The 26498-nt window shown below is 73.1% G+C and carries 24 protein-coding genes and 1 pseudogene; 7 read left to right on the forward strand and 18 right to left on the reverse strand.

Annotation, left to right across the window (positions count from 1 at the left end; translation table 11 throughout):
• Positions 1–85 precede the first annotated feature (85 nt).
• The 12 genes from ACZ7HT_RS21810 to ACZ7HT_RS21865 form a co-directional block, all read right to left on the reverse strand.
• Complete coding sequence (locus ACZ7HT_RS21810; RefSeq protein ID WP_471168238.1) at positions 86–1186, reverse strand: polyprenyl synthetase family protein; 1101 nt, start codon at positions 1184–1186, stop codon at positions 86–88.
• Positions 1183–2511: a hydroxysqualene dehydroxylase HpnE gene (gene hpnE / locus ACZ7HT_RS21815; RefSeq protein WP_471168317.1), complete on the reverse strand. Its 1329-nt coding sequence runs from the start codon at positions 2509–2511 to the stop codon at positions 1183–1185. The genes ACZ7HT_RS21810 and hpnE overlap by 4 nt, the downstream gene beginning before the upstream one ends.
• 349 nt (positions 2512–2860) lie before the next feature.
• Positions 2861–3811 carry a presqualene diphosphate synthase HpnD gene (gene hpnD, locus ACZ7HT_RS21820; RefSeq protein ID WP_471168241.1) on the reverse strand — a complete coding sequence of 317 codons (951 nt, stop codon included), beginning with the start codon at positions 3809–3811 and terminating at the stop codon, positions 2861–2863.
• Complete coding sequence (gene hpnC, locus ACZ7HT_RS21825; RefSeq protein ID WP_471168243.1) at positions 3808–4719, reverse strand: squalene synthase HpnC; 912 nt, start codon at positions 4717–4719, stop codon at positions 3808–3810. The genes hpnD and hpnC overlap by 4 nt, the downstream gene beginning before the upstream one ends.
• Before the next feature lie 303 nt (positions 4720–5022).
• A complete protein-coding gene (locus tag ACZ7HT_RS21830) occupies positions 5023–5670 on the reverse strand; it encodes a TetR/AcrR family transcriptional regulator (RefSeq protein WP_471168245.1) in 648 nt (215 codons plus the stop codon).
• A 113-nt stretch (positions 5671–5783) separates the two neighbouring features.
• Positions 5784–6569, reverse strand: a complete 786-nt coding sequence (locus tag ACZ7HT_RS21835) for an ABC transporter ATP-binding protein (protein WP_471168248.1) — start codon at positions 6567–6569, stop codon at positions 5784–5786.
• Entirely contained in the window at positions 6562–7494 is a 933-nt protein-coding gene (locus ACZ7HT_RS21840) for an ABC transporter permease (protein ID WP_471168251.1), read from the reverse strand. Before ACZ7HT_RS21840 ends, ACZ7HT_RS21835 begins: the two co-directional genes overlap by 8 nt.
• 49 nt (positions 7495–7543) lie before the next feature.
• The gene (locus ACZ7HT_RS21845; RefSeq protein ID WP_471168319.1) at positions 7544–8389 is read right to left on the reverse strand and encodes a glycosyltransferase family 2 protein; all 846 of its coding nucleotides are present in this window, start codon (positions 8387–8389) and stop codon (positions 7544–7546) included.
• A 47-nt stretch (positions 8390–8436) separates the two neighbouring features.
• On the reverse strand, positions 8437–9216 hold the full coding sequence (locus ACZ7HT_RS21850; protein ID WP_471168254.1) for a CDP-alcohol phosphatidyltransferase family protein: 780 nt from the start codon (positions 9214–9216) through the stop codon (positions 8437–8439).
• 10 nt (positions 9217–9226) lie between these two features.
• Positions 9227–10288 carry an iron-containing alcohol dehydrogenase family protein gene (locus ACZ7HT_RS21855; protein ID WP_471168257.1) on the reverse strand — a complete coding sequence of 354 codons (1062 nt, stop codon included), beginning with the start codon at positions 10286–10288 and terminating at the stop codon, positions 9227–9229.
• On the reverse strand, positions 10276–11013 hold the full coding sequence (locus ACZ7HT_RS21860) for a phosphocholine cytidylyltransferase family protein (protein WP_471168260.1): 738 nt from the start codon (positions 11011–11013) through the stop codon (positions 10276–10278). The genes ACZ7HT_RS21855 and ACZ7HT_RS21860 overlap by 13 nt, the downstream gene beginning before the upstream one ends.
• Complete coding sequence (locus ACZ7HT_RS21865; RefSeq protein ID WP_471168321.1) at positions 11010–12881, reverse strand: DUF5941 domain-containing protein; 1872 nt, start codon at positions 12879–12881, stop codon at positions 11010–11012. The genes ACZ7HT_RS21860 and ACZ7HT_RS21865 overlap by 4 nt, the downstream gene beginning before the upstream one ends.
• A gap of 390 nt (positions 12882–13271) precedes the next feature.
• Here ACZ7HT_RS21865 and ACZ7HT_RS21870 point away from each other — a divergent pair, with 390 nt between their 5' ends.
• The 3 genes and pseudogenes from ACZ7HT_RS21870 to idi all read left to right on the forward strand — a co-directional run bounded on the left by ACZ7HT_RS21870 (position 13272) and on the right by idi (position 16324).
• Positions 13272–14213: a cation diffusion facilitator family transporter gene (locus tag ACZ7HT_RS21870; protein ID WP_471168263.1), complete on the forward strand. Its 942-nt coding sequence runs from the start codon at positions 13272–13274 to the stop codon at positions 14211–14213.
• A gap of 197 nt (positions 14214–14410) precedes the next feature.
• Positions 14411–15548, forward strand: a pseudogene (locus ACZ7HT_RS21875) (methyltransferase domain-containing protein); the annotation flags it as partial.
• 155 nt (positions 15549–15703) lie between these two features.
• Complete coding sequence (idi, locus tag ACZ7HT_RS21880; protein ID WP_471168265.1) at positions 15704–16324, forward strand: isopentenyl-diphosphate Delta-isomerase; 621 nt, start codon at positions 15704–15706, stop codon at positions 16322–16324.
• 103 nt (positions 16325–16427) lie between these two features.
• Here idi and ACZ7HT_RS21885 read toward each other — a convergent pair whose 3' ends face one another.
• Positions 16428–16880, reverse strand: coding sequence for an ATP-binding protein (locus tag ACZ7HT_RS21885; protein WP_359515986.1), 453 nt, complete (start codon positions 16878–16880; stop codon positions 16428–16430).
• A 130-nt stretch (positions 16881–17010) separates the two neighbouring features.
• The gene (locus tag ACZ7HT_RS21890) at positions 17011–17622 is read right to left on the reverse strand and encodes an HdeD family acid-resistance protein (RefSeq protein WP_471168323.1); all 612 of its coding nucleotides are present in this window, start codon (positions 17620–17622) and stop codon (positions 17011–17013) included.
• Positions 17623–17742: 120 nt separating this feature from the next.
• Between ACZ7HT_RS21890 and ACZ7HT_RS21895 the strand changes: the two genes are divergently transcribed.
• From ACZ7HT_RS21895 to ACZ7HT_RS21905, 3 genes are all read left to right on the forward strand, one after another.
• Positions 17743–18486: an enoyl-CoA hydratase/isomerase family protein gene (locus ACZ7HT_RS21895; protein ID WP_471168269.1), complete on the forward strand. Its 744-nt coding sequence runs from the start codon at positions 17743–17745 to the stop codon at positions 18484–18486.
• Between the two features lie 64 nt (positions 18487–18550).
• Positions 18551–19417 (forward strand): SCO6745 family protein, encoded by an 867-nt coding sequence (locus tag ACZ7HT_RS21900; protein ID WP_471168271.1) that lies wholly within the window; start codon positions 18551–18553, stop codon positions 19415–19417.
• Between the two features lie 96 nt (positions 19418–19513).
• On the forward strand, positions 19514–21934 hold the full coding sequence (locus ACZ7HT_RS21905; RefSeq protein WP_471168274.1) for a Tex family protein: 2421 nt from the start codon (positions 19514–19516) through the stop codon (positions 21932–21934).
• Between the two features lie 83 nt (positions 21935–22017).
• Here ACZ7HT_RS21905 and ACZ7HT_RS21910 read toward each other — a convergent pair whose 3' ends face one another.
• From ACZ7HT_RS21910 to ACZ7HT_RS21925, 4 genes are read right to left on the reverse strand one after another with little or no spacing between them, the layout of a single operon-like run.
• On the reverse strand, positions 22018–22419 hold the full coding sequence (locus tag ACZ7HT_RS21910; protein ID WP_471168277.1) for a hypothetical protein: 402 nt from the start codon (positions 22417–22419) through the stop codon (positions 22018–22020).
• Positions 22416–23147: a 2-phosphosulfolactate phosphatase gene (locus ACZ7HT_RS21915; RefSeq protein ID WP_471168280.1), complete on the reverse strand. Its 732-nt coding sequence runs from the start codon at positions 23145–23147 to the stop codon at positions 22416–22418. Before ACZ7HT_RS21915 ends, ACZ7HT_RS21910 begins: the two co-directional genes overlap by 4 nt.
• A gap of 28 nt (positions 23148–23175) precedes the next feature.
• Positions 23176–24813 carry an ABC-F family ATP-binding cassette domain-containing protein gene (locus tag ACZ7HT_RS21920; protein WP_471168282.1) on the reverse strand — a complete coding sequence of 546 codons (1638 nt, stop codon included), beginning with the start codon at positions 24811–24813 and terminating at the stop codon, positions 23176–23178.
• A gap of 13 nt (positions 24814–24826) precedes the next feature.
• Positions 24827–25276 carry a hypothetical protein gene (locus tag ACZ7HT_RS21925; protein ID WP_471168284.1) on the reverse strand — a complete coding sequence of 150 codons (450 nt, stop codon included), beginning with the start codon at positions 25274–25276 and terminating at the stop codon, positions 24827–24829.
• A gap of 70 nt (positions 25277–25346) precedes the next feature.
• Here ACZ7HT_RS21925 and ACZ7HT_RS21930 point away from each other — a divergent pair, with 70 nt between their 5' ends.
• Positions 25347–26303, forward strand: a complete 957-nt coding sequence (locus ACZ7HT_RS21930; protein ID WP_471168287.1) for an FAD-dependent oxidoreductase — start codon at positions 25347–25349, stop codon at positions 26301–26303.
• Positions 26304–26498: the final 195 nt, after the last annotated feature.

Here is a 26498-nt window from a genome sequence, read left to right on the forward strand (position 1 = left end):
TTCCTTCTGCTCCTGCGGGTCTGCCGTCGGCCGGCGCCGGGTGGCGCCGGCCGGCGACCGCGAACTCATATCAGGGTGATGGTGATCATCTCTTCCGTACGACCACGAAATCGGCCAGCGCGGTGAGCTGCGCCCGCACGCGGGCGGGCATGTCCACCTCGCTCAGGGCCGCGATCGCGACGGCGTGCTGGCGACGGGCCTCCTGGGAGGTCCACTCGCGTCCTCCGGCCTCCTCGATGAGGGAGGCCCGGTAGGCGAAGTCGTCCTCCGTGAAGGAGGCGAACTCGCTGGACTTGGCGTCCTCGGCGAGGAGTCGCTGGAGCCGCTCGGAGGCCGGTCCGCCCGCGGCGAGGGCGGCGACGACCGGGAGGGACTTCTTGCGCTGGCGCAGATCGCTCCAGGTCTGCTTGCCGGTGGCCTCCGGGTCGCCCCAGATGCCGAGCAGATCGTCCACGGCCTGGAAGGCGAGGCCGAGGTGGTAGCCGTACTCCTCCAGCTTGTCGGCGGTGCGGTCGTCGGCGCCGCCGAGGACCGCGCCGATGGAGACGGCGCAGGCGAGCAGGGCGCCCGTCTTGTTGCCCTCCATCTCCAGGCACTCCTCGACGGTGACCCGCTCGCGGTGCTCGTAGGAGATGTCCTGGGCCTGCCCGTCGATGAGCTTGCGGCTGGCCGTGGTCAGCCGGCGGGTGGCGCGGCCGGCCTCGACCGTGCCGAGCTCCAGGAGGATCTCGTTGGCCAGCGCGAACAGCGCGTCGCCGACGAGGATCGCCTGCGCGGGGCCGTGCACCTTCCACACCGTGTCACGGTGGCGGCGCTGCTCGTCGCCGTCCATGAGGTCGTCGTGGAGCAGCGAGAAGTTGTGCACGAGCTCCACGGCGACGGCGCCGGGGATCCCGACCTCGGGCCCGACGCCCGCGGCCTCGGCCGACAGCAGGGCGAGCGCCGGGCGGACGGCCTTTCCGCTGTCGGCGTCCGTCGGGTTGCCGTGGGCGTCGATCCAGCCGAAGTGGTAGGCGGCCACGGTGTCCATGGGCGGCGCGAGGCGGTCGACGGCCGCCCGCAGTACGGGAGTGGACAGGGTCCGCCCCCGCTCCAGCAGTGCGGACACGTCCGCGGTGTCGACGGCCGGATTCTCCGGCGGCACTGTCGGCACGGTCTCTCCTCTTGTTCCGGTACTCACACTCATACCGCCTCCTGCAGCGGGTGGTCATGGCGGCGGCCGAGGGCGGAGAGCGCGGCGCCCGCGGCGCTGAATCCGCTGCGGACGGCACCCTCCATGGTCGCGGGCCAGCCGGTGGCGGTCCAGGCCCCGGCCAGATACAGCCCCGGGGCCCTGGTGCGGGCGCCGGGCCTGAGCCGGCCGACGCCCGGGGTGGGGGCGAACGTGGCCGTCCGCTCCCTGGTGACGAAGAAATCGCGGACCCCGGCGCCGCGGGCGGCGGGCAGCAGCCGCTCCATCTCCGGGAGGTACTTCCCGCGCAGGGCGGCGACGGGTTCGTCGATCTCGTCCTGGGCGGCGGACTGGGACACGGCGAGGTACTGGCCGCCGCCGGTGAGTCCGGAGGAGTCCGTGCGGTCGAAGACCCACTGCACCGGGGAGCCGAGCGCGGTGAAGAAGGGCCGCTTCAGGACCTTGCGGTCGTAGACGACGTGCAGGTTGAGGATGGGGGCGGTGTCGATGTCGAGGAGCCGGTCGGGGTCGTCGAGGGCGCCCTCGGGCAGCAGGCCGTGGGTCTCGTGCTGCGGGACGGCGAGGACGACGGCGTCGGCGTCGATCCGCTCTCCCGGTACGTCGACGGTCCAACGCCCGTCGTCGGTACGGGAGATCCGCTCGGCCTTGGTGCGGAGCAGGGTGCGGACGCCGAGGGCGTCGAGCTCCTTCGCGGCCCGGGTGTCGTGGAGTTCGCCGAGCGGGACGTGGGCCCAGCCGATGTCGGCGGCGCCGGGCTCGGAGAGCAGGCCGGTCTTGAACACCATCGCGGCGAGCCCCATGGAGGCGTGCGGGGCGGGGGCGTTGAGGGTGGGGATGCCGACGAGGTCCCACAGGGCCTCGACGGTCCGCGGTGACTGTCCGTGCCGGCCGAGCCAGGTGGCGAAGTCGATGCCGTCGAGCGCCGGGTCGGCGGGGTCGAGCTTCTTCAGGGCGAGCGCGGCCCGTCCGACGGAGGCGCGCTCGGCGAGCGAGAGGTGCGGGTACGTGGCGAGGCTGCGCGCGAGGTGCAGCGGTACGGGGAGGCTGTCGCGGCGGATCCGGCCGAGCCGGGGGCCGCGGGGGTGTGCGACGTCGAGGACGGGGACGTCGAGGCGGTCCTGGAGGGGGGCGAGCTCCGCGGCGTCGACGCGGTCGAGGAACCAGCGGTAGGCGGTGCAGCAGCGCAGGTAGACGTGCTGGCCGTTGTCGACGGTCAGGTCACCCCGCCGGAAGGAGAAGGCGAGACCGCCGAGCCGGGGCCGGCCTTCGAGCAGGGTGACGCGCACGCCGCTCTCGGCGAGCTGGAGCGCCGTCGTGATCCCGGCGAGCCCGCCGCCGACGACGACGGCACGGGGCTGCCGGCCGCCGCCGCTCCCGGTGCCGGTGACCGACGCACCCGGACCGGTACCGGAGACAGACCCTGTCCCGGTGGCCGGTGCGCCCCGACCCGTGCCGGAGACAGACCCGGCTCCACTGGCCGACGCGCCCCGACCCGTGCCGGAGACAGACCCTGTCCCGGCGGCCGGTGTGCCCGGCGGGGTGTTCCGCTCGGTTCCTTCGTGGTTCACGCCGCCTCCGTTCGGGTCGTCGCGGTCGGGTTCGGGGGTGCCTCGGGCAGGGACGCCGGGGCGGCGTCCGGGGTTGCCCGCCGGGAGGACGGGCCGCCCATCAGGCGCGCCTCCTGACGGTGCGCCGGGCGATGTGGCGGGTGTCGAGGCCGGAGAGCCCGCGCACCGCGACGTACGCCTTCTCGCGGCCCGGGAGCGAGACGCGGCCGCGCAGGACGGCCTCGGGGTCGCGTTCGATCCGGTCCAGGAGGCGCCGGTAGATGCCGGCCATCGCCGCGACGCAGGCGCCGCTGCGCCGGTCGAGCATGGGAAGCAGCCGGTAGCCCTCGGCGAACAGGGCGCGGGCGCGCCGCACTTCGAAGTGGACGAGCCCGGCGAAGTCGGCGCCGGGGGCCGGGGTCTCGCTGCCGAAGCCGTCCGTGCAGCCGAACTTGGCGAGGTCGTCGGCGGGCAGGTAGGTGCGCCCGTTCCCGGCGTCCTCGCGTACGTCCCTGAGGATGTTGGTGAGTTGGAGCGCGAGGCCCAGGGTGTCGGCGTACTCGGGCGCGCGGTCGACGCCCTGGGCGCCGGGCTGGGTGCCGAAGACGCCGAGGGAGAGCCGGCCGATCGCGCCGGCGACGCAGCGGCAGTAGACCTTGAGGTCGTCCCAGGTCTCGTAGGTCGCGCCGCGCACGTCCATGAGGACGCCGTCGATGAGCTCGTCGAGGCCGCCGAGCGGGATCGGGAAGCGGCGGGCGGAGTCGGCGAGGGCGACGGCGACGGGGTCGGTGTCGTCCTCCTCGACGAGGCCCTTGCGGATGCGGTCGAGGACGTCGCGGGTGGCCTCGAGCCGGTGGCGCTTCTCCTCGGGCGCGAGCGTGCCGTCGCCGATGTCGTCGACGCGTCGCGAGAAGGCGTACAGCGCGGACATCGCCTGTCGCTTCTCGGCCGGGAGCAGCCGGATGCCGTAGGCGAAGTTGCGGGCCTGCTGTCCGGTGACCGCCTCGCAGTAGCTGTAGGCGGCCTGGACCGGTGCGGACGGCTGGTGCGGTGCCTCCACGGTCGTGCTCACCCCTCTCTCCGCGCCCGGAGCAGAACCGCTCCTGCCTGGCGCATCAGGCTCGGCTTGGTGGCCTTCGGTGGTCCGGTCAGCACGTCGTACCGGGCGTCGGTGATCGCGTCGAGCGCGGCGAGTCCTCCGGCGGTGAAGCCGGCGAGGAGGACGCGGAGCCGGCCGTGGACGCTGCCGACGAGGGGGGCGCCCGCGTGGAGGAGCGCGCGGGCCCGCCCGGCCTCGAAGGCGATCAGGGCCCGGACGGAGGCGCCGGCGGTGGGCGCGGCGAGGTCGCGCTCGGTGACGTGGAAGCGCTTGAGGTCCTCGGCGGGCAGGTAGATCCGGTCGCGGGCGAGGTCCTCGGCGACGTCCTGGAGGTGTTCGACGATCTGGAGGGCGGTGCAGATCTGGTCGGAGCGCCGGATCCGCTCGGGGGTGTCGGTGCCGGTGATCGCGAGGACGAGCCGGCCGACGGTGTTGGCGGAGAGCTCGCAGTACGCGAGGAGGTCGTCGTACGTCTCGTAGCGGCGGACCAGCTGGTCCTGCCGGTTGGCGGCGATCAGGCCGGCGAAGGGTCCGGGGGTGAGCCCGCGGCGCCGGACGGTCGGCTGGAGGGCGCGCAGCAGGGGGTGGTGCGGGGTGGAGTCGAAGACCCGGTGGAGGTCGGTCTCCAGGGCGTCGAGGAGCGTGACCCGGTCGTCCTCGGCGTCGGGGCCGACGCCGAGGTGGCGGGCGTCGGCGCCGCCGGGGGCGAGGTCGCCGTCGCCGATGTCGTCGACGAGCCGGGCGAAGCCGTAGACGGCCATGAGGTCGTCGCGCCAGGCGCGGGGCAGGAAGAAGGGGGCCACGGGGAAGTTCTCGTCCGCGGCCTTGCCGAGTGTGGCGCGCGAGGCGGCGTCGGTGCGCGCCTGCCGGGTCTCCGTCACTGGGCGCTTCCTGACGGAGGGACGGCGACACCCTCGTGGAGCTGGAGATTCTGCGTCATGGCCGTCACGACTCCCGTTCTACACTGCCGATCCAATCCATCCTATTTCGGACACGCCGCCGACCCCTGCCCGTAGGGCCGCCACCCGCGGGGCCCGATGGCCGCGGGGTATCGCCCTACTTGCCGCGAAACAGACCGGTCCAGCTTACGTTGTACGACGACCTTCGCCATTCCGGGGTGGCGGGCGTCGCGCCCCCCGCCGGCACGGTGCGCCAACTCTCCCGTACCGCAAGGGAGTTCCGGCTCAGACGGTGGCCGTTCCGGAGACCACCATGGCGAGGGTGGCGTCGACGACGACGCTCCTGCCGTGCACGGAGAGCCGGCGGAGCGGACCGTCGACCAGGAGGAGTGACAGTCCGTGCACGGCCGACCACGCGGCGGCACCGGTGGCGGGTCGGGCGCCGGGTCGCCCGGCGCCGAGCCGGGCGAGCGCTTCGAGTGCCTCCCTGAGCAGGGTGAACGCGCGGATCTCGGGCTCGGCGGGCGCGCGGCCGGGCGCGGGTTCGCCCGCGGTGGCGGGGCGGGCGGCGCAGAACGCGGCCCGGTAGAGGCCGGGCTGTTCCACGGCGAAGCCGACGTATCCACGGCAGAGGGCGGTGACCCGGCGCTCGGCGGCGAGGACGGGGTCGTCGGCGCCGGGCTCGCGGGCGGCCGCCCGCTCCATGGAGGCGGCGAGCTCCCGCCGGGCGTGGGACCGGACGGTGCGGAGGAGTTCGCCGCGCCCGTCGAAGTGCCGGTAGGCGGCGGTGGGCGAGACGCCGACCCGGCGGGCCGCCTCGCGCAGGACGACCCGCTCGGGGCCGCCTTCGGTGGCGAGGTCGACGGCCGCGCAGATCAGCGCGTTGCGCAGGTCGCCGTGGTGGTAGGTCTTTCCCGCCGAGGTCGCTGCCATGGGCTCATCCTGCCCGAAGTTAACCGCATGAACATTACGAGTGGGGGGCGCGACGCGCGGAAAACGGAAGAACCCCCACCGGATTTCCGGCAGGGGTTCTCGGCGTACGGGTCTCAGCGCGCGGTCTCGCGCTCGTAGGCCTTGAGCACCTCGTCCGTGGGGCCGTCCATCAGGAGCTGCCCCTTCTCCAGCCAGAGCACCCGGTCGCAGGTGTCCCGGATGGACTTGTTGCTGTGGCTCACCAGGAAGACCGTGCCGGCCTCCTTGCGGAGCTCGCGGATGCGCTCCTCGGAGCGGATCTGGAACTTGCGGTCACCGGTCGCGAGCGCCTCGTCGATGAGGAGGACGTCGTGGTTCTTGGCCGCCGCGATGGCGAACCGGAGCCGGGCGCCCATGCCGGAGGAGTACGTCCGCATCGGCAGGCTGATGAAGTCGCCCTTCTCGTTGATGCCGGAGAAGTCGACGATGTCCTCGTAGCGGGAGCGCACCTCCTCGCGGCTCATGCCCATGGCGAGGCCGCCGAGGATCACGTTGCGCTCGCCGGTGAGGTCGTTCATGAGGGCGGCGTTGACGCCCAGGAGCGAGGGCTGCCCGTCGGTGTAGACCTTGCCGCTCTCGGTGGGGAGCAGACCGGCGATGGCGCGCAGCAGCGTGGACTTGCCGGAGCCGTTGGTGCCGATGAGGCCGATGGCCTCGCCCTTGTACGCGGTGAAGGTGACGCCGCGGACGGCGTGCACCTTGCGGACGCCCCGGGAGACCTCGGCCTTGCCGCGGCCGACGATCCGGCTGAGCGCCGCGGTGGCGCTGCCCTTGCCTCCGCCTCCGGTGTGGACCCGGTAGACGATGTGGACGTCGTCGCAGATGACGGTGGGGATGTTGCCCTGGTTCGTGTCAGCCACGGCCGTACACCTCCTCGGCCTTCCAGAAGTAGATGAAACCGCCGATGCCGAAGACCAGCGCCCAGCCGAGGGCGGTGATCCAGACGTGCGGCGGCAGGTTCCCCGCGCCGTAGCCCTCGATGAGGGAGTAGCGGATGAGGTCCATGTAGACGGCCGCCGGGTTGTACATGAGGACCTTGGCGATCCACGCGGGCTTGTCGGCCAGCATCGCGGAGATCGAGAACATGACGCCCGAGGCGTACATCCAGGTGCGCATGACGAACGGCATCAGCTGGGCGAGGTCGGGCGTCTTGGCGCCCATCCTGGCCACGATCATCGACAGACCCGTGTTGAACACGAACTGCAGGAGCAGCGCGGGGATCAGGAGCAGCCACCGGAGGGAGGGGTAGCTGCCGAAGAAGAGCGCGACCGCCACGAGCACGATCATCGAGTACAGCAGCTGCTGGAGCTGCTGGAGCGAGAAGGAGATCGGGAGGGTGGCGCGCGGGAAGTGCAGGGCCCGGACGAGGCCCAGGTTGCCCGAGATCGCCCGCACACCGGCCATGACCGAGTTCTGGGTGAAGGTGAACACGAAGATGCCCGTGACCAGGAACGGGATGTAGACGTTCTCGGACATCCCGCGTCCGGCGCCCAGGATGAGGCCGAAGATCAGGTAGTACACCAGGGCGTTCAGCAGGGGGGTCGCCACCTGCCACACCTGACCCAGCTTCGCCTGGCTGTACTGGGAGGCCAGCTTCGCCGAGGAGAAGGCCAGGATGAAGTGGCGCCGGCTCCACAGATCGCGGACGTACTCGAACAGACCGGGCCGGGCGCCGCTGACGGCGAGGCCGTGCTTCGCGGCGAGGGCGGCCGGGTCCAGGCCCTCGTGGACGGCGGGCGGAGGCGCGCTCGTCGCGACCGCCCCGCCCAGGTGTGTGTCACTCACAGTCGAAACTTTCGTGTTCAAGATGCGCGGCACGTGAAGTACCACGATGTCAGACGACCGGGGGGCGACCCAGCCGGGTCAGCCGCCACACCGTACGCCACCTCATGGGGCGGCGCGGTCCGCAGGGGATCGTCCAGCCCGCGCGGAATCCGCCGAGCCACGCCTTCAGCGCGGAGAGCGAGGGCCGCCGGGCCAGGGTGAGCAGGAGCCAGACGCCGAGATAGACCGGCACCAGGGGCGCGGGCAGATTGCGACGTGCCAGCCACACTCGGTTGCGGGCCACGTTGAAGTGGTACGAGGCGTGCCGGGACGGGGCTGTCGTGGGGTGCAACAGCACCATGTCGGCACGGTAGTCGATCATCCAGCCGGCGTCGAGCGCGCGCCAGGCGAGGTCGGTCTCCTCGTGCGCGTAGAAGAACTCGTCCGGCAGACCGCCGACTTCGGCGAAGACCTTGGTGCGGACGGCGTTGGCGCCGCCGAGGAAGGTGGTCACCCGCGAGGAGCGCATCGGGTCGGCCGAGCGCAGCCGCGGCACGTGCCGGCGCTGGGTGACCCCGGTGTCCGGGTCCGCGATCCGGAAGCTGATGATGCCGAGGCGCGGGTCGGCGGTGAAGGCCTGCCGGACCAGCTCGGCGGTGTCCGTGTGGGCGAGCAGCCCGTCGTCGTCGAGGAAGAGCAGGACGTCGACGTCGGTGCCGCCGGGGCCGAAGGCCTCGATGCCGACGTTCCGGCCGCCGGGGATGCCCAGGTTCTCGGGCAGCTCGACGGTGCGGACCCCGTCGGGCACCCCGGTGACCGGGGTGCCCTGACCGACGACGACGACCTCGACCGGGTCGCCCTCCTGCGCGGCGATCGAGTCGATGAGCGCGCGCAGGTCGTCGGGGCGGGTGCCCATCGTGATGACGACGGCACCCACCCTGAGCGGCGTACTGACGGCCGGCCTCACTTCAGCCTGCTGGAGACCATGATCGACACGAGGTGCAGCACGGTCTGGAGCAGCGCGATGCCGGCGAGGACGGCGACACCGAGCCGGGAGTAGAAGAGGTCTCCCCTGACCTGGTCCGCGATCGCCAGGACCACGATGAGCAGCGAGGCCTCGATGCCGAGGACGAGCCGGTGGAACTTGAGCGCGCCGGCGGCCCGGCGGGCCAGCGCCATCCCGGAGGAGCGCGGCTCGGACGCCGCCTCCTTGACCGGCGGCAGGCCGCCCTGGTGGCGGGCGACGCCGACGAGGTCGGTCTCGGCCTTGATCAGGATGGCGCCGAGGGCGGCGAGCGTGCCCAGGAAGGCCCACAGCCAGTCGATCCGGCCCGAGCCCCACAGGTCGGCGGCGCGCAGGCCGAAGCCGACGAGGACCGCCGCGTCGCACAGGTACGCGCCGACCCGGTCCAGGTAGACACCGGCCAGCGAGTACTGCTTCTTCCAGCGGGCCACCTCGCCGTCGACGCAGTCGAGCAGCAGGTAGAGCTGGACCATGAGCGCGCCGAGCAGCGCCCCCGGGATGCCGGGCACGAGGAGGGCCGGTGCGGCGAGGACGCCCGCGAGCGTCATGACGTACGTGAGCTGGTTCGGCGTGGCCTTGGTGCCGACGAGCTGACGGGTGATCCTGAGCGAGATCTCCCGCATGTAGAGGCGGCCGCCCCAGTGCTCGCCGCTGCGCCGGTCCTTCACACCCGGCGGGTGGACGACCGGGCGGAGCTCGGCGACGGTCGGCTTCCGCACGGGACGGAGCTCAGCTACCGATGGATTTGGCATAGTCGGCGTACGCGTCCCTGATCTCGTCGTCGGACAGGTCGAGGTGTTCGAGGATGGTGAAGCGGCCCGGCCGGGTCTGCGGGGCGAAGGACACCGCCTGGACGAACTCGTCCACGGTGAAGCCCATCTCCTCCGGCAGGACGGGCAGCCCGTGCCGGCGCAGGGTCTCGACCATCACGCCGGAGGCGTCGCGCGCACCGCGCAGGTGCATCGCGAAGGCCGCGCCCAGTCCGCACTGCTCGCCGTGGCTGGCGGCGCGGGTCGGGAACAGCAGGTCGAAGGCGTGGCTGATCTCGTGGCAGGCGCCCGAGGAGGGGCGGCTGTCGCCGCTGATCGACATGGCGATGCCGGACATCACCAGGCCTTCGGAGAGCGTGACGAGGAAGTCGTCGTCGCCCACGCCGCCGGGGTGGCGGAGCACGGCCTCGCCGGCGCTGCGGGCCATGGCGGCGGCCAGGCCGTCGACGGGCTCGCCGTTCTCGCGGTGGGAGAGCTCCCAGTCCTCGATGGCGGAGAGGTTGGAGATCGCGTCGCCGATGCCGGAGCGGATGAACCGCACGGGGGCGTCCCGGATCACGTCGAGGTCGATGACCAGCGCGATCGGGGTGGGCACACCGTAGGAGCCGCGCCCGTTGTCGTTGTCCAGGGTGGAGATCGGCGAGCAGATCCCGTCGTGCGACAGGTTGGTGGCGATGGCCACCAGAGGCAGCCCGACCCGGGCCGCCGCGTACTTGGTCACGTCGATGATCTTGCCGCCGCCGAGGGCGACCACGGCGTCGTACCGCTTGCCGCGCATGGCGTCGGCGAGCTTGACGGCCTCGTCGATCGTGCCGCCCGAGACCGGGTACCAGTCGGCACCCGGCAGCTCGGGGGCGAAGTGGTCACGCAGCTTGAGGCCCGAGCCGCCGCTGATGGCGACGGCGATCTTGCCGTTGCTGGAGATCCGCTGGTCCGCGAGGAGCGCGGACAGGTCGTCCAGCGCTCCCCTGCGGATGTCGACGACGACCGGCGAAGGGATCAGCCGAGTCAGTACTGGCACGCGATCTCACGGCCCTTCGCGAGGTCGTCGTGGTTGTCGATCTCGACCCACTTGACGTCGCCGATGGGGGCCACGTCGACGGTGAAGCCGCGGTTGACCAGCTCCTGGTAGCCGTCCTCGTAGTACAGGTCGGGGTCGCGCTCGAAGGTGGCCTTGAGGGCGTCGGCGAGCTCCTCGGCGGCCTCGGCCTCGATCAGCGTGACACCGATGTACTCGCCCGTGGCGGTGGCCGGGTCCATGAGCTTGGTGATGCGCTGGACGCCCTTGCCCTCGGCCGTGATGACCTTCATCTCCTCGTCGGCGAGGCTCTTCACCGCGTCGAGGGCGAGGATGATCTTCTGGCCCTCGCCGCGGGCGGCGAGCAGCGTCTTCTCGACGGAGACCGGGTGGACCGTGTCGCCGTTGGCGAGGATCACACCGCGCTTGAGGACCTCACGGGCGCACCACAGGGAGTAGGCGTTGTTCCACTCCTCGGCCTTGTCGTTGTCGACGAGGGTGATCTTGAGGCCGTACTTGGCCTCCAGGGCGTCCTTGCGGTCGTAGACGGCCTCCTTGCGGTAGCCGACGACGATCGCGACCTCGGTGAGGCCGATCTCGGCGAAGTTCTTCAGCGTGAGGTCGAGGATGGTGGTGTCACCGTCGACGGGCACGAGGGCCTTCGGGAGGGTGTCGGTGTAGGGGCGCAGACGCCGTCCGGCACCGGCTGCCAGTACGAGGCCGATCATGCTGTTTCTCCTTCGTCGTGAACGGCGGGTGCTCCGGAGGAGACCCAGAAGCGGATGGACTCCACGAGCACCACCAGCGCGACGGCGACCGCCAGCGCGGTCAGTGCCAGGGTGAAGTCGTCGCCGCGGTCCGCCAGCAGGGCGGCGAGGACGGTCACCAGGAGCGTGCGCCCCTCGTGTCCGCCGGTGACGCGCACCAGCCAGGCGGGCGGCGCGCCGGTGCCGCCGCGAATGCGGTACACCGTGTCGTAGTGATGGTAGGCGACGGCCGCGACCAGCCCGAATGCGGCGGGGATGGCCTGCGGGGCGTCCGACTTCGCCGCGAGGATCAGGATCGTGCCGTACTCGGCGGCGCGGAAGAGCGGCGGCAGCAGCCAGTCCAGGGGGCCCTTGAGGGGCGCGGCGACGGCGAAGCCGGCGAGGCCGGCGTAGCCGAGGGCAGCGGCCACGTTCGACGGCCCCGGGCCGATGACGTACGCGTTGACGAGCACCGTCGCCGCGCCGATGGCCGCGAGGACCGGCGCCGTGAAGGCGGAACGCGGACCCCGGCGTCCGATGCGGGCGAACGCCGTGGCCAGCGGGCCCGAGTCCGCGAGGTCCGCCAGCGCCTGCGCGGCCCGGTCGGTCCGCTTCGCCTTGCGGGTCAGGGAGCGCAGGACGCGGCCGGCCGTGGTGTAGCAGGCGCCGAAGGCGCAGCCGATGATCAGGGCCCAGAAGACGATCCGGGGGTTGGTGGCGGCGGTGAGGACGGCGATCATCGCCCAGCGCTCACCGATCGGCAGGATGATCATGCGGCGGGCCCAGACGGTCCAGCCGAGGCTGTCGAGCCGGTCGGAGAGGGCCGCGGTGGGGCTGGTGTTCGCGGTGGCGTCGTGGTTGGCCTCGTTGAACGAGAAGTCCACGACGTGCCGGCAGGTCATGAGGACCATGGCGCCGAGCGCGAGGGCCCAGACGTCGTCGCCGTTGCGGGCGGCGCCGAGGGCGAGGCCCGCGTAGAAGGCGTACTCCTTGGCCCGGTCGAAGGTGGCGTCGAGCCAGGCGCCCATCGTCGAGTACTTCAGCGCGTAGCGGGCGAGCTGCCCGTCCGTGCAGTCGAGGACGAAGGAGACCAGGAGGAGGACGCCGGCGGCGATGTAGCCGCCGCGCGCGCCGGTGGCCGCGCAGCCGGCCGCGATCAGCGCGGTGAGCAGCGAGGCGGTGGTGACCTGGTTCGGGGTGAGTCCGCGGCGCGCGCACCAGCGGGCGATGTAGCGCGAGTACGGGCTGATGAAGAAGGTGGTGAAGAAGCCGTCGTGCGCCTTGACGGCGGAGCGCAGCCGTACGGCCTCGTCGTCGACGGCGTCCACGGCGGCGCGGGCCGCGTGGCGGGCCTCCGCGTCGGTGGGCACGGCGGCGACGAGGGTGCCGAGCTGGGGCCGGTGCACGGCGACGCCGTCGGCGTCGAGGGTCTCGGCGAGCGCGTCGGTGAGGACGTCCGCGTCGGTGCGGGCGCCCGCCTCGGTGAGGGCCGGCGCGTCGGCGCGACCGTGCGCCTCGGTGCGCGCGCCGGGGGCGGCGGCTCCGGCGGTCGTGGCGAGCGCGCCCAGGGCCCTGGCGAGCGCAGGGCGGGCCTCGGGCTGCGCGGTGAGCGCGCCGGGGGCGGCGGCCGCGGGGAAGCGGGGGTCGGTCAGGGTGAGGCGCAGGGCGTGCAGGTGACCGACGAACCGGGGGTCGACGAGCGCGACGCGCTCGCCCGCCGGGACGGCGGCCAGCAGGGCGCCGGCCTCCTCGGCGCCGGAGGCGATCCGGACGTCGAAGCCGAGCGACCGCAGATCACCGTCGAGCGAGGATCCGGGTGCCGGCGGGCCGGTGAGGATGGCGGTCGACAGACGAACTCACTCCTTGAAGCTGACGGAGGGGCCGGCGGGGCCATGGCGGCCCCGGGCGCGGCGGTGTGGCCCGGGCACCGGGCGGCGACACGTCGGCTGAGGCTATCGGATGAACGGAGCGCGATTTCACCGAGGCTTCGTCGCCAGTACTCCCCCGGGACCGTCCGTGTCCGTCCGGGTGCGCCGCGTTCCGTGGAGATCATCATGGGCGATCGGCGGCCCGCCCGACAAACCCCGTTCCGGGAGGCCACCGGCACCGACCTCCCGTTCTGACGTCGTCGCAGGTCAGAGCATATGACAACGGTGTTCAGTACCGTGTTGCACATACCCCCCACCCGTAGTTCACTTGCGAATCGGGGCACACGAGAGACACGACCGGGAGGCCTTGTCATGGGGGCTGGACACGACCACGGGCACAGCCACGGCGGCCCGCCGCCGACGGGTACGGCGGCCGCCGCGTACAAGAACCGACTGCGGATCGCGCTCGGCATCACGCTCTCCGTGATGGTGATCGAGATCATCGGCGGGCTCGTCGCCGACTCGCTCGCGCTGATCGCGGACGCGGCCCACATGGCGACCGACGCGGTCGGCCTCGCGATGGCGCTCCTCGCGATCCACTTCGCGAACCGGCCGCCCTCGGGGAACCGCACCTTCGGGTACGCCCGGGCCGAGATCCTGGCGGCGCTCGCCAACTGTCTGCTGCTGCTCGTCGTCGGCGGTTACGTGCTGTACGAGGCGATCCAGCGGTTCATCGAGCCGGCCGAGACCAAGGGCGGTCTGGCGATCGCGTTCGCGGTGATCGGCCTGGTGGCCAATGTGATCTCGCTGTCGCTGCTGATGCGGGGCCAGAAGGAGAGCCTCAATGTGCGCGGGGCGTATCTGGAGGTGCTCGCGGACGCGCTGGGTTCGGTCACCGTGATCGTCGCGTCCGGGATCATCCTGGCGACGGGCTGGCAGTACGCCGACCCGATCGCCTCGATCGTGATCGGTCTGATGATCGTGCCGCGCACGCTCAAGCTGCTGCGCGAGACCCTGGACGTGCTCCTGGAGGCGGCCCCGAAGGGCGTCGACATGGCGGAGGTACGGGCGCACATCCTGGCCCTGCCGGGCGTCGAGGACGTGCACGACCTGCACGCCTGGACGATCACCTCGGGCATGCCGGTGCTCTCCGCGCACGTGGTCGTCGACCAGGACGCGCTGGACTCGGTCGGGCACGAGAAGATGCTGCACGACCTCCAGGGCTGCCTGGGCTCGCACTTCGACGTGGAGCACTGCACCTTCCAGCTGGAGCCGGTCGGGCACGCGGAGCACGAGGCGAAGCTCTGCCTCTGAGCGGCCCCGGCTGTTAGTCTCGCCGTACGAGCGCGTGTGGAGAGGAGCTGAGGTTGATGACCGTCGCGATGGAGGCTGCCCTGTGCGGCAGCACCCGGTCGTCCCTCAGCCTCCGGGTCTCCGGCTGACCTGATCCCGGTCTTCCCACCGGTACGTCACGTCGTCGGCCGGGGCCCTTTCATCCAAGGGTTTCCACGTTGTCCGACAACGCTCTGCACGACTCCTTCTTCGCCCTGCACCACGGCCTTCCGCGCCAGGGTCCGGGCTCCGACACCACCACCCGTCGGCTCCTCGCGCTCGCGGGCCGCCTTCCCGGGCGCCCGCGCGTGCTCGACCTGGGCTGCGGCCCCGGCCGCTCCGCGCTGCTCCTGGCCGCCGAGGCGGGCGCCGACGTGACCGCCGTCGACACCCACGAGCCGTTCCTCGCGGAGCTGCGGGAGACCGCCGCGGCCCGCGGGCTCGACGGGGCGGTGCGCACCCTGAACGCCGACATGGGCGCGCTGGCGTTCCCCGACGGCTCCTTCGACCTGGTCTGGGCCGAGAGCTCGGTCTTCGTCCTCGGCTTCGACCGGGCCCTTGCCGAGTGGCGCAGGCTCCTCGCGCCCGGGGGCACCCTGGTGCTCACCGAGTGCGTCTGGACCACCGAGGAGCCGGGCCCGGCGGCCCGCGCCTTCTGGGAGAACCACTACACCCTCCGTACCGTCGCCGGGAACGCGGCGGCGGCCGTCCGGGCCGGCTACCACGTCCTGGGGACCTTCCCGCAGCCCGAGAGCGACTGGGACGAGTACTACATCCCGCTCGCCGCGCACGCGGACGCGGCGGACACCTCCGTGCCCGGCATGGCCGAGGCGGTGGCGGGGGCACGCGCCGAGATCGCGCTGCGGCGCGCGCACGGCTCCGACTACGGGTACGCGGGCTTCGTCCTGCGGCCCGCCGATCCGCGCCGGCACACCCGCCCGGAGGCCGGGGCGGACGCGGCGGCGATCCGACGGGTCGTGTCCACGGCCTTCGGGTCGGAGGCCGAGCCGTCGGCGACGGAGGCCGAGCTGGTCGACGCGCTCCGGCGGGACGACGGCGCCTGGCTTCCGGGCCTGTCGTACGTGGCGAGGCCCCGGACGGCACGGTGGCGGCGCACGCGCTGATCACCCGCTGCCTGGTGGGCGGCGTCCCGGCGGCCGCGCTCGGTACTACCCGCGGTTCGGGTTCGTACGGGCGTCCGAGTACGGGATCAAGCCAGGTTTCGAGGTTCCGGACGAGGCCATGATGGCGCTCGTCCTGGACGGTTCGCGGCCGGTTCCCCCGGGCACGATCGCCTATCCGGCGGCTTTCGGGGTGGAGACGCCCCGCGAGGGGCGCCGCTCCCGCCGCACCGGATGTACTCCGGTGCGGCGGGAGCGGCCACGTCCGGCCGCCGAAGTACGGACAAGCCGGTTTTGTACGGCAGACTGTGGTGGCCCCCACGGGCCGAGGACCGATGCGAAGGATGGTTTATGCCGACCACACCAGCCACCGCGGCTCAGATCTCGCCGGAGATCGCGTCGAACGGCGTCCAGCCGTCCGGAGTCCCGGCGCCGATCATGCTCGAACTGGTCGACGAGGAGGGGAGGACCATCGGCACCGCGGAGAAGCTCGCCGCCCACCAGGCGCCGGGGCGGCTCCACCGCGCCTTCTCCGTCTTCCTCTTCGACGAGTCGGGCCGGCTGCTGCTCCAGCGGCGCGCGCTCGGCAAGTACCACTCCCCCGGCGTCTGGTCGAACACCTGCTGCGGCCACCCCTACCCGGGCGAGGCGCCGTTCGCCGCGGCGGCCCGGCGCACCTTCGAGGAGCTCGGCGTCTCGCCGTCGCTGCTCGCGGAGGCCGGCACCGTCCGCTACAACCACCCGGACCCGGCTTCCGGCCTGGTGGAGCAGGAGTACAACCACCTCTTCGTCGGCCTGGTGCAGGCCGCGCCGCAGCCGGACCCGGAGGAGATCGAGTCCACCGACTTCGTCACCCCCGAGGAGCTGGCCGAGCGGCACGCCGCCCTGCCCTTCTCCGCCTGGTTCATGACGGTCCTGGACGCGGCGCGTCCGGCGATCAGGGAGCTGACGGGTCCGTCCGGGGGCTGGTGACCGCCGGCTCCCGAGGCGCGCCTCCCGGCCCCGGTGCCATCGGGGCCGGGGCCCGTCCGGCGGTTCGCGCCGGAGGCGGTTCGCGCCGGACCGGCGGGAGCCGTCAGAAGGGTCCCAGGGGCAGCGCCGCCCAGATGATCTTCCCGCCGCTCGCGGTGTGCTCGACGTCGCAGGCGCCGCCGGCCTCCTGGGCGATCTCGCGCACCAGGAGGAGCCCACGCCCACCGGTCTGCCCCCAGTCCGCCTCCAGGGCCTTGGGGCGGTAGGGGTGGTTGTCCTCGACGGACACCCTGACCCACTCGGGGCCGATCGCGACCTCCACCGCTATCTCCGGTGAGAGCAGCGCCGCGTGCCGTACGGCGTTGGTCACCAGCTCGGAGACGATCAGCAGCAGGCCGTCCATGATCTCCTCATGGACCGGGACGCCCTGGCGGACCAGCAGGTCGCGGACGGCGTGCCGGGCCTGCGGGACGGAGACGTCGACCGCCGCAGCGGTGAAGCGCCAGACTCCTTCGTAGGACGGTTGCCGGGCGGGGACGCCTCCGTGGGTCCCCACGGTCCCGTTCCCACCCTCGTGCTCGATTCTCGCCACGGATCGAGTCTTGGCAATGCGCGCAGGCGGACCGGCCTACTGACCAGAAGTCGACACCTATCGGCCACTTTCTGATCGGCTGAGTATGCCAACGTCAGTTGTTCGACTGGTCCTGTGCGCTTTCTGAGGATTCCGGAGGCGGGCCCGCGGGCGGCACCGCCGGGGTCACCATACGGACGATCCGCCTGCCGCCCACCCCGATCGCGATCAGACCGAGCCCGTCGAACAGCAGGGCGAGCGAGAAGAAGGTGCCGATGACGTACCGGCTGCTCTCCGGCCAGTCGAACAGGACCAGCACACCGAGGAGCAGCCCGAAGGCTCCCTGGAACAGGGTCCAGCCGAACTGCGGCCCCCGCACCACCACACTCCCCACCAGCCGGAACAGTCCGCCCGTGAGGAACAGCAGGGCGGCGAACATGGTCAGCGCCTCCGCCGAGCCCTCCGGGTGGCGGATGACCACGACACCGGCCGCGATGTTCAGGGCGGCCACCACCGCGGCGAGCCAGAAGTAGCTGGTGCCGCGCGACTGGACGGCCTGCAGCCCCACGATCCCGCCGATGAGCAGCAGCCAGCCGAAGAGGAGCATCGAGGTCAGCGTCGCGGCGGCCGTGTAGATCAGGCCGACGATCCCGCCGACGACGAGCACGATGCCGAGCGCGGCCAGCCAGCTGAAACCGCGGCGCAGCTTCCTCCCCTCGCGTGCCATCTGCCGCACGGGGTCCGGCTCGGGGGCTCGCGTCCCGCCGGCGTCCCCGGACATGTGCCGCCTCCTCGGAGCGGCCCCTTCCTGATCGTACGTTCGGCTCCGGCGGATAGCATCCGGCCCATGGAGCCGCAGCTGAAGGTCAGCGTCACGGACGGGATCGCCACCGTCGTCATCGCCAACCCCGCCAAGCGCAACGCCATGAGCGCCGGAATGTGGCGCGCCCTGCCCGGCGTCCTGGAGCCGCTCGCCGCCGACCCGGCCGTGCGGGTCCTGGTCCTCGCCGGCGAGGGCGACACCTTCTGCGCGGGCGCGGACATCGCCGCGCTGCGGGAGCCCGGGGACGAGCAGCAGGGGCTGGCGGTACGGGCCGAGGAGGCGCTCGCGGCCTTCCCCAAGCCGACCCTCGCCGCGGTACGGGGCTTCTGCGTCGGGGGCGGCAGCCAGCTCGCCGCCGCCTGCGACCTGCGCTTCGCCGAGGAGGGCGCCCGCTTCGGGATCACGCCCTCGAAGCTCGGCATCGTCTACGCCTCCTCCTCGACCCGCAGGCTCACCGCCCTCGTCGGGCCCTCGACCGCCAAGTACCTGCTGTTCTCGGGCGAGTTGATGGACGCGGAGCGGGCGCTGCGGACCGGGTTCGTGGACGAGCTGCACCCGGCGGGCGCGCTGGACAAGCGGGTGGCCGAGTTCGCCCGGCTGCTCGCCTCCCGCTCGCTGCTCACCCAGGCGGCCGCGAAGGAGTTCGCCGACGGGCGCCTGGACCGGGACGCGCACTGGGCGGAGCAGGCACGCGGCAGCGGCGACACCGCCGAGGGCGTCGCCGCCTTCCTGGAGCGCCGCGCGCCCCGCTTCACGTACGGGCTCTGAGCCCGCTTCCCGTACGCGCTCCAGCCGTTCCCGTCGTACCGACCAGTCGGTAATGTTCGGTGACATGACGACTGCCCTTGCGCCGCGCGCCGGACGCCTCTGCCACAACGCCCTCAACCCGATCCACTCCACGCTGTACTTCTCGCCGGACCTGGACCGCGAGTTCGGCGCGCTCGGCTTCACCGACAAGAGCGCGATGCGGCTCGCCGCGCGCAGCGCCGCGCTCGGCGCGGTGGGCGCGGGCACGGTCGCCGCGACCTTCTACAACTACAACCACGAGTTCCTCGCCCGGCACCTCCCGGCCGTCTGGGAGACCGCCTCCCCCGCCGAGGTCCTGGACGCCCGCCTCCGGACCGCCGACGCGACCCTGCGCCGGCTGCTCGGCGAGGACGGGGTGGCCTCCCCGGAGATGGCCGAGGCGGCGGAGCTCGCCCTGCGCGCCACCGAGGCCTGCACCCGGCACGCCCGGCCGCTCTACTCGGCCCACGCCGACCTGCCGGTGCCCGAGCAGCCCCACCTCGCCTACTGGTTCGCCGCCACCCTGCTCCGTGAGCACCGCGGCGACGGCCACCTCTCGGCGCTGCTCTCCGCCGGGCTCGACCCCGTCGAGGCCCTCGCCTCGCACACGGCCACCGGCAAGGGCATGGCCCCGCGCTGGGTCCTCGGCACGCGCGGCTGGCAGCGCGAGGACTGGGAGGCGGCGCGGGAGCGGCTGCGCGAGCGCGGGCTCCTCGGCGCCGACGGCGAGCTGACGGAGTCGGGCACGGCCCTGCGCGCCGAGGTCGAGGAGCACACCGACCGACTGGACGCGGCCCCGTACGAGCACCTCGGCGCGGCCGGGGTGGAGCGCCTCACCGAGCTCGCACGCGGCTTCCTGGTCACGGCGGCCGGCGCGGGCGCCTTCCCTGCGGACCTCATCGGCAAGGGCTGATCCGGCGCGCGGGACGGGTCGGTTGCCGCGTACGGGTGACCGACCCGGCAGAATGCACTCGCAAGCTTGAGGCACGAGAAGGCGAGTCGGGACACCGTGACGACGTCCATCGAAGCAAGGATCGCCGAGGAGCTCGGCGTACGCGAGCGACAGGTGAAGGCAGCCGTCGAGCTCCTCGACGGCGGTTCGACCGTGCCGTTCATCGCGCGCTACCGCAAGGAAGCGACCGAGATGCTCGACGACGCGCAGCTGCGCACCCTGGAGGAGCGGCTGCGCTATCTGCGCGAGCTGGAGGACCGCCGGTCGGCGATCCTCGACTCGGTCCGCGAGCAGGGCAAGCTGACGGACTCGCTGGAGGCGAGCATCCGGGCCGCCGACACCAAGGCGCGTCTGGAGGACATCTACCTGCCCTTCAAGCCGAAGCGGCGGACGAAGGCCCAGATCGCCCGCGAGGCCGGTCTCGCACCGCTGGCCGAGGGGCTGCTCGCCGACCCGTCCGTCGAGCCGGCGGCCGCCGCCGCGGCCTTCGTGGACGGCGACAAGGGCGTCGCGGACGCCGCCGCGGCCCTGGAGGGCGCGCGGGCGATCCTCGCCGAGACGTTCTCCGAGGACGCCGACCTCATCGGTGAGCTGCGCGAGCGCATGTGGGGCCGCGGACGGCTCGTGGCGAAGGTCCGCGCGGGCCAGGAGGAGGCGGGAGCGAAGTTCGCCGACTACTTCGACTTCACCGAGCCCTTCACGGCGCTGCCCTCGCACCGCGTGCTCGCGATGCTGCGCGGCGAGAAGGAGGACGCCCTCAGCCTGGACCTCGAACCGGAGGAGCCGACGGAGGGGCCTTCCTCGTACGAGGGGATCGTCGCGGGCCGCTTCGGCGTCGCCGACCGGGGCCGCCCCGGTGACAAGTGGCTCCAGGACACGGTCCGCTGGGCCTGGCGGACCCGCATCCTGGTGCACCTGGGGATCGATCTGCGGCTGCGGCTGCGGACGGCCGCCGAGGACGAGGCCGTACGGGTCTTCGCGGCGAACCTGCGGGACCTGCTGCTCGCCGCGCCGGCCGGCACCCGGGCGACGCTCGGGCTCGACCCCGGTTTCCGTACGGGCGTGAAGGTCGCCGTCGTCGACGCGACCGGCAAGGTCGTCGCCACGGACACGATCTACCCGCACGTCCCCGCCAACAAGTGGGACCAGGCGCTCGAGAAGCTGGCGCGCCTCGCGAAGGAGCACGCGGTCGAGCTGATCGCGATCGGCAACGGCACGGCCTCCCGCGAGACCGACAAGCTGGCGACCGAACTCCTCGCCAAGCACCCCGAGTTGAAGCTGACGAAGGTGATGGTCTCGGAGGCCGGCGCCTCGGTCTACTCGGCCTCCGCCTTCGCCTCGCAGGAACTCCCGGGCCTGGACGTGTCGTTGCGCGGCGCCGTCTCCATCGCCCGGCGGCTCCAGGACCCGCTCGCGGAGCTGGTGAAGATCGACCCGAAGTCCATCGGCGTCGGCCAGTACCAGCACGACCTGGCCGAGGTGAAGCTCTCGCGCTCCCTCGACGCGGTGGTCGAGGACTGTGTGAACGGTGTCGGTGTCGACGTCAACACCGCCTCGGCGCCGCTGCTTTCGCGGGTCTCGGGCATCAGCGGCGGCCTCGCCGAGAACATCGTCGCGCACCGGGACGCCAACGGCCCCTTCCGTTCCCGCAAGGCGCTCAAGGACGTGGCGCGGCTCGGCCCGAAGGCGTACGAGCAGTGCGCGGGCTTCCTGCGCATCCGGGGCGGCGACGACCCGCTGGACTCCTCGTCGGTGCACCCGGAGGCGTACCCGGTGGTGCGCCGGATGGTGAAGGCGACGGGCGGCGAGGTCGCGGCGCTGATCGGCGACACGGGCACGCTGCGCTCGCTGCGGGCCGACGACTTCGTCGACGAGACCTTCGGTCTGCCGACGGTGACGGACATCCTGCGCGAGCTGGAGAAGCCGGGCCGCGACCCGCGTCCGGCGTTCCGCACGGCCACGTTCAAGGAGGGCGTCGAGAAGATCGGCGACCTGGCGTCCGGGATGGTCCTGGAGGGTGTCGTCACCAACGTGGCCGCGTTCGGCGCGTTCGTGGACGTCGGTGTGCACCAGGACGGTCTGGTGCACGTGTCGGCGATGTCGAAGACCTTCGTCAAGGACCCGCGTGACGTGGTGAAGCCGGGCGACGTGGTCAAGGTGAAGGTCCTGGACGTGGACATCCCGCGCAAGCGGATCTCGCTGACGCTGCGGCTGGACGACGAGCCGGGCGCCGAGGGCCAGGGCGGCGCGCCCCGGCGCGACCGGGGCGAGCGCGGCGACCGCGGCGACCGTTCCGGTCGGCCGCCGCAGCAGCGTCAGGGTGGCGGTGGCCGCCGCTCCGAGGGCGACAAGCGGAACGACCGCGGGGAGCGGGGCGGCCGGGACCGCTCGCCGGCGCCGGCGCCGGCGAACAGCGCGATGGCGGACGCCCTGCGCAAGGCGGGCCTGCTCGGCGAGGGCGGCGGCAAGCGCCGCTAGGAGGCGCGGGGGCGCTCTCCGGCAGAACGCACGGAAGGGCGCCCCTCGTCCCGCTCGCCGGGGCCTCTGCGCGTACGCCCGCGTTACGGCAGGAAGCGCAGCGCCCAGTCGGCGCGGTTGGCGACGGACAGGTCGTCGTCCTCCGTCATCGGCTGGAGGAGGCGGCGGGCCGTCTTCGGGTCCGCCTGGACCAGGTCGACGATCTCGGCGGCCAGGCCGTCCTGGTCGTCCCCGAGGTCGACGGCGGAGGCGCGGATCAGGGCCGGGAGGGTGTCGGAGCCGCCGAGGGCGGCGACGACGCCGCCGAGGAGTTCCCGGGCGTAGGCGTTCCGCTCGGCGAGGGCGCGGTCCAGCTCGGCCTGGAGGCGCGGCAGGAGGCCGGCGTCGCCCGAGGCCGCGATCTCGTCGGCGAGGTCGATCGTGGCGTCGACGTCCGCGTCCAGATCGTCCAGCATCTCGGTCAGCCGGGTCAGTAGGTCGGTCATGGTGCCTCCTGGAATGCGCCGTCCACGAGAACGGGGACGGTCGTCGAGCTGTCGGTCTCGGCGGCCACGGCCACGTCCTGCGGAAAGCCGTACTCGTACAGTTCACGGCCCGAGTCGCAGCCGTGCAAGGCGGCGACCGGGTCCTCGGTGGCGTCCCACAGCGTGGCCGCCGCGGTCGCCTCCGGGGTCATGCGGGTGTGCGGGCCCGCGAGGGCGGAGAGCACGGCTCCCGCGCCCAGCAGGTCTTCGAGGGCGGGGCGCAGCGAGCCGTCGGGCCACCGCTCGCCCGAGGCGATGACGGCAAGCGGCCGCTCGGCCGTGCCGTAGCCCCGGTCGGCGAGCCGGCGGGCGACGGCCGAATGGTTGCGCAGGGAGGCCGCGACGACCGCCGCGCCGCCCGCGGCCGCCTCCGCGGCGATGGTCGAGCCGTTCGGGGACGGCAGGACCAGTCGCGACGGCCTCGGGGCGGCGCGCAGGGCGGCCGGGGAGAGCGTCCACGGGTGCGCCCCGGTGGCCTCGCTCCGGCCGACGGCGAGCACGGCGTCCTTCTCCCGCGCGTACGCCTCGGCCGTGGCGTCCCTCCAGCGGTACGGGTACACGGCGGTGCCGCCCTCGACGGCGACGCCCACCGAGGTGGTGAAGGACAGCACGTCGACGACGACCACGCAGGCGGCCGCCGGGGCGAGGGCCCGCGCCCCGGCGGGACCCCAGCCGAAGGCGACCGTCATCGCCGGCCGCGTACGGACGCGCCCGTGATCACAGCTCGGTCGCCTTGCCGTCGGCGACCTCGATGCGGCGGGTGGTGCGGACCGCGTCCAGCATGCGCCGGTCGTGGGTGACGAGCAGCAGCGTGCCGGTGTACGAGTCGAGGGCGGACTCCAGCTGCTCGATGGCCGGCAGGTCCAGGTGGTTCGTCGGCTCGTCGAGGACGAGCAGGTTCACGCCCCGGCCCTGGAGCAGGGCGAGCGCGGCGCGCGTCCGCTCGCCCGGGGAGAGCGTGGTGGCGGGCCGCAGCACGTGGACGGCCTTGAGGCCGAACTTGGCGAGCAGCGTCCGGACCTCGGCGGGCTCGGTGTCGGGCACGGCCGCGCAGAACGCCTCCAGGAGGGTCTCCGTGCCGTGGAACAGCTTCCGGGCCTGGTCGACCTCGCCGACGACGACGCCCGAGCCGAGGACCGCGTCGCCGGAGTCCAGCGGGAGACGGCCGAGGAGCGCGGCGAGCAGGGTCGACTTCCCGGCGCCGTTCGCCCCGGTGACGGCGACCCGGTCGGCCCAGTCGATCTGGAGGGTGACCGGGCCGAAGGCGAAGTCGCCGCGGCGGACCTCGGCCTCGCGCAGCGTCGCGACGACCGAGCCGGAGCGGGGCGCGGCGGCGATCTCCATGCGCAGCTCCCACTCCTTGCGGGGCTCCTCGACGACGTCGAGGCGCTCGATCATGCGCTGGGTCTGCCGGGCCTTCGCCGCCTGCTTCTCGCTGGCCTCGCCGCGCAGCTTCCGGCTGATCTTGTCGTTGTCGGAGGCCTTGCGGCGGGCGTTGCGGACGCCCTTGTCCATCCAGTTGCGCTGCATGAGGGCGCGCCCTTCGAGGGCGGCCTTCTTGTCGGCGTACTCGTCGTACTCCTCGCGCGCGTGGCGCCGGGCGGTGTCCCGCTCCTCCAGGTACGCCTCGTAGCCGCCGCCGTACAGGGTGATCTGCTGCTGGGCGAGGTCGAGTTCGAGGACCTTGGTGACGGTGCGGGTGAGGAACTCGCGGTCGTGGCTGACGACGACCGTCCCGGCGCGCAGCCCCTTCACGAAGGACTCCAGGCGCTCCAAACCTTCGAGGTCGAGGTCGTTCGTGGGCTCGTCGAGCAGGAAGACGTCGTAGCGGGAGAGGAGCAACAAGGCGAGGCCGGCGCGGGCTGCCTGGCCGCCGGAGAGGGCGGTCATCGACTGGTCGAGGCCGACGGTGAGGCCGAGGGAGTCGGCGACCTCCTCGGCGCGCTCGTCGAGGTCGGCGCCGCCGAGGTTCAGCCAGCGCTCCAGGGTGACGGCGTACGCGTCGTCCGCGCCGGGCGTGCCGTCGACGAGGCCCTGGGTGGCCTCGTCCATGGCGGCCTGGGCGGCGGCGACGCCGGTGCGGCGAGCGAGGAACTCCCGCACGGTCTCCCCCGCGCGCCGCTCGGGCTCCTGCGGAAGGTGGCCGACGGCGGCGGTGGGCGGGGAGAGCCGCAGCTCGCCCTCCTCCGGGGTGTCGAGCCCGGCGAGCAGCCGCAGCAGGGTCGACTTGCCGGCGCCGTTGACGCCGACGAGGCCGATGACGTCACCGGGGGCGACGACGAGGTCGAGCCCGGCGAAGAGGGTGCGTTCGCCGTGGCCGGCGGCGAGGTCCTTGGCGACGAGAGTGGCAGTCATCAGGGAACGCATCCTAGGCGACGCGGCGACACGCCGAGGATTCGAGGAGTCGGAGCAGCACGGACCGGTAGGCCGGGCCGTGGAAGCGGTACGGGCCGACGCCGGGGTAGCCCTCGCGCACGGGCTCGGCGGCGGTGCCGGTCTGCCAGGCGAAGTCGCGCCAGACGACGTCCGCGCCGTCGCGGGCGACGACGGCGGTGACCGCGCCGCAGCCGGGGTCCTCGCAGTCGGGGCAGGAGTGGATCACCTGGCGGCTGCCGTCGGCCAGGAGCAGGCGGTGGGCGTGCTCGGCACGGACGGTGGGCGGGAGGTCCGCCGCGAGGGGCGAGACGGTGTCGAAGCCGTCGGTCTCGTCGAGCCGGTGGAGCAGCGGCCTGCCGTCGACGAGGAAGTCGTGGTGAAGGTGGTCGCCGCCGGACGGGGCGGCGGGGACGAGGTCGAAGGACGTGTGCGGGACCGGCATGACTCGAGTATTTCGGCCTTCCGTGGCCGCGCCGTCCCGGAAATGTCATGGTCCCGGTACGGTCCCGGGCATGAAGAGCGACGTGATCGTGGTGGGGGGCGGGGTCGTCGGCCTGGCGACGGCGACGCGGCTTGCGGAGCGCGGGCGTCGGGTACGGATCTGGTCCCGTGACGACCTGCCCGAGACGACTTCGGCGGTGGCGGGCGCCCTGTGGTGGCCGTACCGGATCGAACCGGCGGCCGAGGTCGGCGCCTGGGCCCTGACCTCCCTGCGGGTGTACGGGGAGTTGGCCGTCGATCCGGAGCGGACCGGGGTCCGGTGGGTGACCGGGGTCCACGCGGGCACGGTCCTCGACGAGCTCGGCCCCTGGGCCGAGGAGGTCGAGGGGCTGCGGCAGTTGGCGCCGGAGGAGGTGCCGGGGCCGTACGGGACGGGGCTCGCCGCGCGCCTGCCGCTGATCGACATGCCGGTCCATCTGACCTTTCTGCGGGGCCGGTTCGAGGCCTTGGGCGGGACCTTCGAGCGGCGCGAGGTCGCCGGTTTCGAGGAGGCGGCGGAGGAGGCGCCGGTGGTCGTCGACTGCACGGGACTCGCGGCGCGGGAGCTGGTACCGGATCCCGGACTGCGGTCGGTGCGGGGGCAGTTGGTCCTGGTGGAGAACCCGGGGATCGAGGAGTGGTTCACGGCGGCGGACGAGTCGGCGGGCGAGACCACGTACTACTTCCCGCACGAGGACCGGCTGGTGCTCGGCGGGACGGCGGAGGAGGACGACGAGCGGCTCGCGCCGGATCCGGCGACGGCGGCGGCGATCGTGGCGCGGTGCGCGCGGGTGCGGCCGGAGATCGCGGGGGCCCGGATCCTCGGCCACCGGGTGGGCCTGCGGCCCGCGCGGGCGGGCGGGGTGCGGATCGAGGCGGTGCCGCTGCCGGGCGGCGGACGGCTCGTCCACAACTACGGGCACGGCGGCGCGGGGGTGACGGTGGCCTGGGGCTGCGCGGAACGGGCGGCGGAACTGGCGCTGGGCTGAGGCGGGCCGCCCGCAGCCCCCGAACGGCGGCTGCGCAAGGCCCCCGAACGGCCGCGGGGCGGTCGCCTCCTTCCGGAGGGCGACCGCCCCGCGTCACGTACTAGCTTGATCTTTAACCTGTGCGGCGAGGCCGTGGGGTCGTCGACTTCTTGTTCCGGGACGTGGCGGTGTCGGTTTTGCGGACTGTGTGGACGT

It is taken from the genome of Streptomyces sp. NPDC037410, assembly GCF_055602235.1.